A 10,236-nucleotide genomic window follows, 5' to 3' on the forward strand; every position below is an offset into this window, starting at 1 on the left:
ATCACCGAGGTGGCGGGATTTGACGTGCAAGCAGAGAGAAAAGTGTGCGGCCGCCACTCCGGTGCATGCAATGGTTATCCGCAATACACCGTTGCGATGCGGTCCGTCCGCGCGGACTTCGTCCTCGCGGGTGACCATCACCTTGTGTAGATCGTAGCAAAGAGCGGTCGGTCAAGCAAGTTTGGTCGGGCAGGAGTATATCGAGTGCTAGAAGACAGGCGTTGGTTAGTGCCACGCAGTGCATCCGGCACGTCTGCGTTGATTGAGGATTGGGATTCGGGCGTAGGTTGATGCCCCGCAGGGCAGTCTGGACTTGTGTATTGATCGAGCGTTGGGGGCAAAGCGGTTCTGGCGGTCATGCTGTACGCGTTGGTTGTGCCCCGCAGGGCGCGAGGCGGGTAGCAAGTGTCCGCGGCTCAGTCGGATAACGGTTGCGATCACCGGGTCGCGTCGATAGACTCAACCATTGCCCAAACGCCTGACACGCGACTCCGGTGCATCGCATGGTTATCCGTCATTTGGTTCGATATTGTTGCCAGACGCGAGACGCCGGAAATGATCCAAGATAATGTGCTCACGCACCCAAGGCAACATCGACTGCAGGTGCTCGTATTTGCGGTGCGTTTCACGAGAGTGAAAGTCCGTCTCGGAAATGACGTCAAGAGCAGTGGCGACGGTCTCGGCTAGTCGTGTCATCGAACGATCGGGTGAGCGAAACCCGTTGACAGCGGCAGCACACTCGGGGTCGTGGATCAGCGGGAACGCGTCTTGGTGCCCCACGATGTCCGATAGGGCCATGCAGAGAATCATCAGCAACGATCCGGTCTCAAGTCCGTCGCAATCAAGGTATTCATGATAAGGGCGCGTGAAGATCATGGCATAGTCACGGGGGAAGCCGACGGATTGTCCGTTCGCGATGTCTTCAAGCAACAGGGCATAGTCCGAGCGGACGCCTATCCAGGTTGCGTATTCCATCAGAGATTTGGTTCACACATAACGCGATTTCAGTCGGATAACGCTACGGATCACCGGGTTGTGGAGTGGAGCGGCATCGGCGGTATAATGCCGAAGGCAACCGCCGATGTCGCGGAGCGGAACAACTCCGGTGCATCCGATGGTTATCCGTCGTATGCTGTGCCCTTGATTGATGCCACATGTTCAGACACCGATCCGTCCCATCCGCATCGACGACAACGTCCACCACAGAATGAGTGTGCACAATTCGGCTTGCCATACAGATAGTGGGAACACTCCGGGCACAAAGCGGACATCGTAATAAGAGATGAAAAGAACGGTGATCCGCATTCGTCACAGTTAGGATGATCATCCTCTGTCGCCGGTTCGCGGATGGCAAGCACGTGCAAACTGTCCGCGAGCATTATAGCCGATCGAACGCTCAATTCCAATTCGACGTTGCCGGTTACCGCATTATCCGGAACGTCAGTCACCCATTCGGCGTCCACATTCACGGCGTCGGGATCGAGCGACCAGACCTCCAAGTTGACATGAGAAGCATGAACTCGTCGCACTTCAATGAATCCAGAGCGGTAGGCAATGTCATCGCATCGTAAACGTGTCGGTTCGCTGTCAGACATGCAATAAATTCAGTCGGATAACGGTATGCATCACCGAGGTGGCGGGATTTGACGTGCAAGCAGAGAGAAAAGTGTGCGGCCGCCACTCCGGTGCATGCAATGGTTATCCGCAAAGCACCATTTCGATGCCGTCCGTCAGCGCGACTTCGTCCACGTAGATGACAATCACCAAGTGCAAATTGTAGCAAAGTTTCGTTGGTCAAGCAAGTTTCGGCGAGCAGCAGTAAATCGAGTGTTCAAGGACAGGCGTTGGTTGGTGCCACGCAGTGCAGCCGGCACGTCGGTATTAATTGAGCATTGGAATTCGGGCGTCGGTTGATGCCCCGCAGGGCAGTCTGGACTTGAGTATTGATCGAGCGTTGGGGGCAAAGCGGTTTTGGTCGTGCGTTGGTTGTGCCCCGCAGGGCGCGATGAAGGCAGAAAGTGTCCGCGGCTCAGTCGGATAACGGCCGGGATCACCGGGTACGGAGAGAAAAGTAACCCATCACGGAAAATCGCGCAAGCCGTACTCCGGTGCATCCCATGGTTATCCGCGATCATGTTTACGTTGGTGACCGCCACCTACGAGGCGGTCAGTCGGAACGCCAGTGTAACGAAGTGATTGCGGTTACGTCAAATTTGCCGACGATGATGGCCCGGAAGGGAAAGGATCAATCGTCGTCGGCAAATTTGACGTTACCGCAGAGGGTTGAATTAGGGAAAAACGTTCCAATGCGGTCGCCCGTGACATCAGGCGTCGGCTACGAAGTTGCGGTGGAAACAACCTTGGAGGCGACGACGTTCCGTATCGGCGGCGATCAGTGAAGATGCGTGACCAAGGAAGATCGCCGCCGATACGGTACGTCGTCGCCGGTCGTGCAAGCAAAGGGTAAAGCTTCGCATCGCCAACACGAGTTTGAATTGATCGAGGAACTGTCAGCGTTGGTTCAGGTATCGTTTGCAGTGAGTCAATCGTCATCCAAGTGAAGCCGGAGCAATGGCGTTGAGCAAGCGGCATGGAATTCATGCGTTGGTTGTGCCCCGCAGGGCGCGAGGCGGGCAGCAAGTGTCCGCGGCTCAGTCGGATAACGGTACGCATCACCGGGCCGGGACTGTTGACTTGCAAGCAGACAAAACCGCCCGCAAGCCCGGCTCCGGTGCATGCGATGGTTATCCGCAGCGCACCAGGGTGCGGTGCATTGCACCCGGTTTAGAATACCGGGAATCCACGCACGAGAGCAATAGCCGACGGGAGAATGGAAATAGACGCGAGAAACAGGCAGAGCGCAAACCAGATCTTGGCGGGCATCAGGTTGTTCGATCCAGTAATCGCTGAGGCCGCAAGGAAGGCCACCGATATGATGGCGAACAAGTATGCAGCCCAGACGAACAACATTTCGACGTAAACCATTCTCGCAGCGGTGACGTTGGCCGCGCCAGGAATTGTTGGCGGCGAGATGTCAGTCGAAGTAGTCGATAAGAGCATTGCAGTCCAGGATACGAACCCAGCGATCACGCCGAGCACTGGCATCAAGAGGCGCTGATGCCAAGAAGGCTTCACGCCATCCGCGAGCATCGAAGGCTGGTAGGGATTCTGTGGAGGCATATGTCAGTCGGATAACGGCAAGCATCACCGAGGTGGCGGGATTTGACGTGCAAGCAGAGAGGAAAGTGTGCGGCCGCCACTCCGGTGCATGCAATGGTTATCCGGAAAACACCAATGCGATACGATCGGTCAGCGCGGACTTCGTCCCCGTGGGTGGCATCCACCGTGTTCAAAGGGTAGCACAGAGTGGCCTGCAAGGCAAGTTTCGGCAATCAGCGTTAAATCGAGCAACCGAAGACAGGCGTTGGTTATTCCACGCAGTGCATCCGGCACGTCAGCATTGTTCGAGCTTTGGAAGTTGGGCGTCGGTTGATGCCCCGCAGGGCAGTTTTCACTTCGGTGTTGGTCGAGCGTCGGGGGCAAAGCGGATTTGATCGAGCCTGGGATATGCCCCGCAGGGCGCGAGGAAGGCAGCAAATGTCCGCGGCTCAGTCGGATAACGTCTAGGATCACCGGGTGGGGACGGAAGAAGTAACCATCAGAAATCAGCCGCAAGCCCCACTCCGGTGCATCCTTTGGTTATCCGTTCTTGTGAATTCTTTCAGCTTTTGCAGCCTGATCGACAAGAGGAAGTCCGCGACGATCAAACCATCGTGATACGACCGAAGATACCGGCGATGCTACGTAGGATAGCAAGACCCAAGACACGGCAAGCATTGAAAGCAAGAGGCTATTGGTTGGCTCCTCGGTGTACAGGCCGGTCACTGTCAGCAGGGCAGAAACGAAGCCGGTCAAGGTCGCAGTAAATGCCATTGCGGCGATCAAGCAAATGATCGGCGCGATCAAGAATGCAAATAGCTTGCCAAGTATCGTTAGGTCGCAAAGATGCGTTTCGTCTTTGCGAGAGGTTCGATCAGCGGCAACCATGCGAGCTATCCTTGAAAGCGTCTTGGTTTTGTGAGTGCTCGGCGATTGTTCAGTCGGATAACGGTAGGGTTCACCGGGCCGGGAGGGAAAAGTTAACCATCAGAAAACGCTCGCAAGCCCGGCTCCGGTGCAACCCATGGTTATACGCCGCACTTAGTTTAGGAAGACCAGAAGGGATAGCGAGCGGTCCTTCGCTTCGGACAGGAAGTCCCGCGTCGTTTGCAAGCCGTCGAGTATGTATTCCCATTCATCGACCATTGCCTCCTCGTCGTCCCAAATTGATGGGTAAATCTCTAGCTCCCGCATTTGAGCATAGTCGAGCCTTTTACGTAGATCAGCGTCAGATTGAGCGGTCAAGAAGTCGGCGATTTTTGCGACTTGGCCGGACGAAAATGAACGTGCTGGCCCATAGCCGACATCGACATCACCGACAGGATCGCCACATGACACCAGAAAACCGTTTGGGAAGTCGCCATCCCAGTCCGATCCAGTCAAGAGAAAATGAATTGCGTGCCAGGATTTGTCGATATCAGTCTGATCACGTTCTGCGATTGGCGATATCTCAGCAAGCACACGTTCATTCGCCGCGTGAGCGCGACCAAGCAAGCGACTCAAAAGAGACGGTTTGGCGACAGCATCGGCCCGAACGTCGGGATAGAGCAGTTGCGTGACCAGCCGAGGATCGGCGTGAACTTGCCGCCTTAATTCGTCAGTGATGCGTGCTAGGTTGCAAATCATGCTCATGCAGCAAGCCAATCATTTCAGTCGGATAACGGCTAGCATCACCGAGGTGGCGGCGATTGACATGCAAGCAAAGGGAAAAGTCTGCCACCGCCACTCCGGTGCATGCAATGGTTATCCGTCGTCCTGCGAGACATTGGTGGGTTCGGCAGCGAGGTGCCCCTCGAAGCCGGGTTCAACAGGCGAAAATGCCCGGTACTTGTTGACGCCGATTCCACGTTGGATCCAAAGTCGACCGCATTGCGGGCATTCGGCAAGGCTCAGGCAGTGATCCATCAGGCACGATGATAGCAGTGTCGAGATAACGTCGCCATCCGTGCATTGGTCGGGGTATTGCGAGGTAAGTTCAGCGTCGATCCATTGGCGACGACGCCCTTCGCGGACGGCGTCCAGAAACAGATCCACGCGTTTGGTGAACAAGTCATCGAACATATCGTAAGCAACGTCATCAATGACGCTTGCCTCAGTCGGGCACGGGCAGTTTGAGTCTGAGATTGCGTGACCGCAACTACATCGCATTTTGCTCATGGATCTTCAGTCGGATAACGGTAAGCATCACCGAGGTGGCGGGATTTGACGTGCAAGCAGAGAGGAAAGCGTGCGGCCGCCACTCCGGTGCATGCAATGGTTATCCGCAATACACCATTGCGATGCGGTCCGTCAGCGCGGACTTCGTCCACGTGGGTGACAGTCACGGTGGGGAAAGCGTAACAGAGTGTCGCCGGCAAAGCAAGTTTCTGTGGGAGGCAGTATATCGAGTTCGGGAATACAGGCGTTGGTTTGTGCCACGCAGTGCATCCGGCACGTCTGCATTGATTGAGTATTGGAATTCAGGCGTCGGTTGATGCCCCGCAGGGCAGTTTGGGCTTGAGTGTTGGTCGAGCGTTGGGAGCACAGCAGTGTTGGCGGTCGTGTTTTACGCGTTGGTTGTGCCCCGCAGGGCGCGAGGAAGGCAGCGTGTGTTCGCGGTTCAGTCGGATAACGGTATGCATCACCGAGGTGGCGGGATTAGACGTGCAAGCAGAGAGAAAAGCGTGCGGCCGCCACTCCGGTGTATGTAATGGTTATCCGCAACACACCATTTCGATGCCGTCCGTCAGTGCGGACTTCGTCCACGTAGGTGACAATCACCAAGTGCAAATCGTAGCAAATTTTCGTTGGTCAAGCAAGTTTCGGCGAGCAGCAGTAAATCGAGTGTTCAAGGACAGGCGTTGGTTGTGCCACGCAGTGCATCCGGCACGTCGGCATTAATTGAGCATTGGAATTCAGGCGTCGGTTGATGCCCCGCAGCGCAGTCGACACTTCGGCATTGGTTGAGCATTGAGATTCAGGCGTTGGTTGGTGCCCCGCAGGGCAGTCGGCATTTCGGTGTTATTCGAGTGGTGGGGTAAAGCGGTTTTGGTCGTTCGTTGGCAATGCCCCGCAGGGCGCGAGGCGGGCAGCAAATGTCCGCGACTCAGTCGGATAACGGTATGCATCACCAAGGTGGCGGGATTTGACGTGCAAGCAGAGAGAAAAGTGTGCGGCCGCCACTCCGGTGCATGCAATGGTTATCCGAAACACACCATTGAGATGCGGTCCGCCGGCGCGGACTTCGTTCCCGTGGGTGGCAATCACCATGTGGAGAGAGTAGCAAAGACTGGACGTTCGAGCAAGTTTCGGCCAGTAGCATTAAATCGAGAACCGGAAGACAGGCGTTGGTTGGTGCCACGCAGTGCATCCGGCACGTCGGCATTAATTGAGCATTGGAATTCGGGCGTCGGTTGATGCCCCGCAGGGCAGTCTGGACTTGAGTATTAATCGAGCGTTGGGGGCAAAGCGGTTTTGGTCGAGCATGGGTTGTGCCCCGCAGGGCGCGAGGAAGGCAGCAAGTGTCCGCGGCCCAGTCGGATAACGGTACGCATCACCGGGCGGCGGCGAAAGACTTGCAAGCAAACGAAAAAGCTAACCACCGCCGCTCCGGTGCATGCGATGGTTATCCGCCGAACTGCTTCTTAGCATCGTAAAAATCTCTGGGAAAGTCAAAGTCGGTAGTAATTGATTTATGTACGGAACGCAGGTCGTCGCCAACACGGACCGCGTTTTGGCGGAGCGGTTCCGCATGCATGGTTTCATGCCCGATATACCAAATTGAACCGCAATCGTCACCAATGTCTACCGCTATCTGGTCACCGTTTGGGCAATAGCCAATGAAGATGAAGCCATGTTTCCCGGGCGATGCCCCGTAACCATCCGTGTCATGTAGGCCGCATATGTTATCCAATGGATAAATCGGTGGGCCAGGCTCCATCGCGTCAAACGCCGCCTTCGCTTCTTCCGGCGTGGCCGCACAGTCGATGATCGCGTTGGCGGTTTCGGCGTCCAGTCCATTGCGCGTCGCCCAGTCCTTGAAATCAGTGTTGGTCATAAGCATTTGCGATCAGTCGGATAACGTCTAGGATCACCGGGTGGGGACGGAAAAAGTAACCATCAGGAAACGGCCGCAAGCCCCACTCCGGTGCATCCTTTGGTTATCCGGCGGCATGGGGTGCGATGGAAACCAGCGACAGGCCCGAGGCACAAGAGCGAGAACAGACAATGCGAAAACATCGGTGTGAATCGAGCATGACCTGCGCGAGCAGAAAACATCGGCGGGACGCTGCCATGACGGATCGAGCATAGCCTGCGAAGCAGAAAACATCGACGGGACGTCGCCACATGATCAAACTTTGAATCGCGGTAAAGGTCTTCGGAATCGGGGATCGAATCATGACGAGGGTTGGGTCGTGTTCCGCTGGCGTCCCGCTCCGTCGGTGACCCGCGACGCGAGCAACCGTTGGAATCGACCAGTTCGGTCCAGAGTAACGATTGGGAAGTCCAGTCGCAAGTAAATGGAGCAGAGCCAAGCGTTGAAGTAGTTGAGCGCTCAGCCAATCGAGGCGTAGGTTGTGCCCCGCAGGGCGCGAGGCGGGTAGCAAGTGTCCGCGGCTCAGTCGGATAACGGTATGCATCACCGAGGTGGCGGGGTTTAACGTGCAAGCAGAGAGAAAAGTGTGCGGCCGCCACTCCGGTGCATGCAATGGTTATCCGCAATCATGGGGTGTAGCTAAACGCGCCCACGTACGTCATTGAAGACAGAGAAGGAGATTTGGGGCGATTTGGTGAGAATACGCAGACGATTGCATCGGCGGAGAGGTCAATCGGCAAGTCGTTGATATATTGATCTAGGTAGGAGCAACCGGAAAGGGCAGAGCGCAGATTCGCGGTGTCGGAAAGCAGGCATTTCTCGATGGTCATGGGTTCGTATCCATCGTGAAGCCCAATTTCACGCATAAACTCCGAGTCGATGATATCGCCATCATCGCTGTAATCTGCCTCAACGAAGTCGGCAAAGTGTTGAGCGTCAATAAAACGCCTGGCACAGGCGAAAATATGAACGGTGTCCATAGGGAATAAGCAGGGTATGTTGAGTCGGATAACGGTATGCATCACCGAGGTGGCGGGATTAGACGTGCAAGCAGAGAGAAAAGTGTGCGGCCGCCACTCCGGTGCATGCAATGGTTATCCGCAATACACCACCGCGATACGGTCCGTCGGCGCAGACTTCGTCCCTGTGGGTGACAATCACCGTGATGAAAGCGTAACAAAGAGCGGGCGTTCAAGCAAGTTTCGGCGAGCAGCAGTAAATCGAGTGTACAAGGACAGGCGTTGGTTGTGCCACGCAGTGCATCCGGCACGTCGGCATTAATTGAGGATTGGAATTCAGGCGTTGGTTGATGCCCCGCAGGGCAGTCGGCACTTCGGTTTCATCGAGCGTTGGGGGCAAAGCAGTGTTGGCGGTCGTGTTTTACGCGTTGGTTGTGCACCGCAGGGCGCGAGGCGGGCAGCAAGTTTCCGCGGCTCAGTCGGATAACGGTATGCATCACCGAGGTGGCGGGATTTGACGTGCAAGCAGAAAGAAAAGCGTGCGGCCGCCACTCCGGTGCATGCAATGGTTATCCGCAACACACCAGTGCGATACGATCGGTCAGCGCGGACTTCGTCCCCGTGGGTGACCATCACCGTGCTGAAAGAGTAGCAAAGAGTGGCCTGCAAGGCAAGTTTCGGCAAGCAGCATTAAATCGAGGAACCGAAGTCAGGCGTTGGTTGTGCCACGCAGTGCATCCGGCACGTCGGCATTAATTGAGCATTGGAATTCAGGCGTTGGTTGATGCCCCGCAGGGCAGTCGGCACTTCGATGTTGGTCGAGCGTTTGGGCAAAGCGGGTTTGGTTGTGCGTTGGTTGTGCCCCGCAGGGCGCGAGGCGGGCAGCAAGTGTCTGCGGCTCAGTCGGATAACGGTACGCATCACCGGGCGGCGGCGAAAGACGTGCAAGCAAACAGAAAAACTAACCACCGCCGCTCCGGTGCATGCGATGGTTATCCGGCGTCTTTGGTTCGGTGATCGCAGTGTCAGTCAATGTACAAAGACCGTTCTTTGCGATTCAGTTTATCGGTTTGGGGCGTGTCTATCTGCGACATGCTGGTCGTGTCCCATGTGGTCGCAATATACCGATCACGAGCATCAGTGATGCTCGCAGGTAAGTCAGAGAAATCGTCGTCGGAAAGTACGCCGTCCCAGTAAGCGTCGTAAACCGCGCGTTCTGGGCATGCACCGGCAAATGCTCGGAAGTACCAGTTGGTTTGCCGTTTGTCGAATTCGACGATCTCGGTGAATCGTGCGTCCGCTATGTCTTCGGTGGAGTGCAATTCCTCCATCTGAGATTGCGTTCTGGCAAGATCGCGGGCGGCGATGCGCGACCAAGCCACCCGCGCGAGTTTTCGCAGCTGTGGCCAGTCTGATTTCGGTAGTTCGGTCATTTGGATTTCAGTTGGCTAACGGTTCGGTTCAGCGGGTGGCGGGAGTGCCCTTGCAGGCAGGCGGAAACGCCGACCACCGCCACTTTGGTGCACGCGTTGGTTACCCCCTATTGTGGATGGTCTGTACTTGGTGAAAAAATCGGTTCCGTAGTGCTACGCATTGATTCGGGGGGAGAGGGGAAGCGAATTGAAAGGTAGGTCGACAATCCAATCATGACGATACCGATTGCAACGCACGCGAAAGTAAACATCGCTGGCATAGGTTCCCCAGCAACTAGCTTGGCAGCCGATAGGTTCGTGAAATCTGGCCGAGCTTGTAGCGTGCTTGATAACTGCCGATGTTGAAGCACGTTAATCATTGCTGGGGACAGCATGAGTATCGTGCCGCAGGTGATCAGCGTAATAGCGATAGGAGTCTTCATGGCGATCTCGTTGATATTTAGTCGGATAACGGTATGCATCACCGAGGTGGCGGGATTTGACGTGCAAGCAGAGAGAAAAGTGTGCGGCCGCCACTCCGGTGCATGCAAGGGTTCAAGTAAGCCGCTTCGCGGCGGGGCGTGTGGATTGAAAACGTGAGGAACCCTTTGGTAGATCCGAACTCACTGGG

Annotated in this window: 18 protein-coding genes; 2 read left to right on the forward strand and 16 right to left on the reverse strand. The window is 55.9% G+C overall.

Annotated elements, in window-relative coordinates; translation table 11 throughout:
* Positions 1 to 507: 507 nt before the first annotated feature.
* On the reverse strand, positions 508 to 975 hold the full coding sequence (locus RC85_RS23370) for a hypothetical protein (RefSeq protein WP_068267162.1): 468 nt from the start codon (positions 973 to 975) through the stop codon (positions 508 to 510).
* A 143-nt stretch (positions 976 to 1,118) separates the two neighbouring features.
* On the reverse strand, positions 1,119 to 1,595 hold the full coding sequence (locus RC85_RS28655; RefSeq protein WP_200836870.1) for a hypothetical protein: 477 nt from the start codon (positions 1,593 to 1,595) through the stop codon (positions 1,119 to 1,121).
* Positions 1,596 to 2,117: 522 nt separating this feature from the next.
* Between RC85_RS28655 and RC85_RS23385 the strand changes: the two genes are divergently transcribed.
* A complete protein-coding gene (locus RC85_RS23385) occupies positions 2,118 to 2,399 on the forward strand; it encodes a hypothetical protein (RefSeq protein WP_068267164.1) in 282 nt (93 codons plus the stop codon).
* Between the two features lie 6 nt (positions 2,400 to 2,405).
* Positions 2,406 to 2,561, forward strand: a complete 156-nt coding sequence (locus tag RC85_RS27140; protein ID WP_157594035.1) for a hypothetical protein — start codon at positions 2,406 to 2,408, stop codon at positions 2,559 to 2,561.
* A gap of 223 nt (positions 2,562 to 2,784) precedes the next feature.
* Here the strand turns inward: RC85_RS27140 and RC85_RS23390 are convergent, their stop codons facing one another.
* From RC85_RS23390 to RC85_RS27725, 14 genes are all read right to left on the reverse strand, one after another.
* A complete protein-coding gene (locus RC85_RS23390; RefSeq protein ID WP_068267165.1) occupies positions 2,785 to 3,150 on the reverse strand; it encodes a hypothetical protein in 366 nt (121 codons plus the stop codon).
* Positions 3,132 to 3,344 carry a hypothetical protein gene (locus RC85_RS27710; RefSeq protein ID WP_149753229.1) on the reverse strand — a complete coding sequence of 71 codons (213 nt, stop codon included), beginning with the start codon at positions 3,342 to 3,344 and terminating at the stop codon, positions 3,132 to 3,134. The genes RC85_RS23390 and RC85_RS27710 overlap by 19 nt, the downstream gene beginning before the upstream one ends.
* Positions 3,345 to 3,699: 355 nt before the next feature.
* Positions 3,700 to 4,047, reverse strand: a complete 348-nt coding sequence (locus RC85_RS23395) for a hypothetical protein (RefSeq protein WP_068267166.1) — start codon at positions 4,045 to 4,047, stop codon at positions 3,700 to 3,702.
* Positions 4,048 to 4,200: 153 nt separating this feature from the next.
* On the reverse strand, positions 4,201 to 4,791 hold the full coding sequence (locus tag RC85_RS23400) for a YfbM family protein (protein ID WP_068267167.1): 591 nt from the start codon (positions 4,789 to 4,791) through the stop codon (positions 4,201 to 4,203).
* Between the two features lie 111 nt (positions 4,792 to 4,902).
* The gene (locus tag RC85_RS23405; RefSeq protein WP_149752496.1) at positions 4,903 to 5,316 is read right to left on the reverse strand and encodes a hypothetical protein; all 414 of its coding nucleotides are present in this window, start codon (positions 5,314 to 5,316) and stop codon (positions 4,903 to 4,905) included.
* Positions 5,313 to 5,483 (reverse strand): hypothetical protein, encoded by a 171-nt coding sequence (locus tag RC85_RS27145; RefSeq protein ID WP_157594038.1) that lies wholly within the window; start codon positions 5,481 to 5,483, stop codon positions 5,313 to 5,315. Before RC85_RS27145 ends, RC85_RS23405 begins: the two co-directional genes overlap by 4 nt.
* A gap of 313 nt (positions 5,484 to 5,796) precedes the next feature.
* Positions 5,797 to 5,919 (reverse strand): hypothetical protein, encoded by a 123-nt coding sequence (locus tag RC85_RS28910; protein ID WP_261340489.1) that lies wholly within the window; start codon positions 5,917 to 5,919, stop codon positions 5,797 to 5,799.
* Between the two features lie 240 nt (positions 5,920 to 6,159).
* Complete coding sequence (locus RC85_RS27715; protein ID WP_149753291.1) at positions 6,160 to 6,405, reverse strand: hypothetical protein; 246 nt, start codon at positions 6,403 to 6,405, stop codon at positions 6,160 to 6,162.
* A gap of 358 nt (positions 6,406 to 6,763) precedes the next feature.
* On the reverse strand, positions 6,764 to 7,195 hold the full coding sequence (locus RC85_RS23410) for a hypothetical protein (protein ID WP_068267169.1): 432 nt from the start codon (positions 7,193 to 7,195) through the stop codon (positions 6,764 to 6,766).
* 665 nt (positions 7,196 to 7,860) lie between these two features.
* Positions 7,861 to 8,214 carry an immunity 22 family protein gene (locus tag RC85_RS23420; protein WP_068267171.1) on the reverse strand — a complete coding sequence of 118 codons (354 nt, stop codon included), beginning with the start codon at positions 8,212 to 8,214 and terminating at the stop codon, positions 7,861 to 7,863.
* 58 nt (positions 8,215 to 8,272) lie between these two features.
* Positions 8,273 to 8,395 carry a hypothetical protein gene (locus RC85_RS28915; RefSeq protein ID WP_261340490.1) on the reverse strand — a complete coding sequence of 41 codons (123 nt, stop codon included), beginning with the start codon at positions 8,393 to 8,395 and terminating at the stop codon, positions 8,273 to 8,275.
* A 134-nt stretch (positions 8,396 to 8,529) separates the two neighbouring features.
* Positions 8,530 to 8,829 carry a hypothetical protein gene (locus RC85_RS27720; RefSeq protein ID WP_162273247.1) on the reverse strand — a complete coding sequence of 100 codons (300 nt, stop codon included), beginning with the start codon at positions 8,827 to 8,829 and terminating at the stop codon, positions 8,530 to 8,532.
* Positions 8,830 to 9,218: 389 nt separating this feature from the next.
* The gene (locus RC85_RS23425) at positions 9,219 to 9,524 is read right to left on the reverse strand and encodes a hypothetical protein (protein ID WP_157594039.1); all 306 of its coding nucleotides are present in this window, start codon (positions 9,522 to 9,524) and stop codon (positions 9,219 to 9,221) included.
* 453 nt (positions 9,525 to 9,977) lie between these two features.
* Complete coding sequence (locus tag RC85_RS27725; protein WP_162273248.1) at positions 9,978 to 10,142, reverse strand: hypothetical protein; 165 nt, start codon at positions 10,140 to 10,142, stop codon at positions 9,978 to 9,980.
* Positions 10,143 to 10,236 lie beyond the last annotated feature (94 nt).

The organism is Rubripirellula obstinata (assembly GCF_001642955.1).
GTDB lineage: Bacteria > Planctomycetota > Planctomycetia > Pirellulales > Pirellulaceae > Rubripirellula > Rubripirellula obstinata.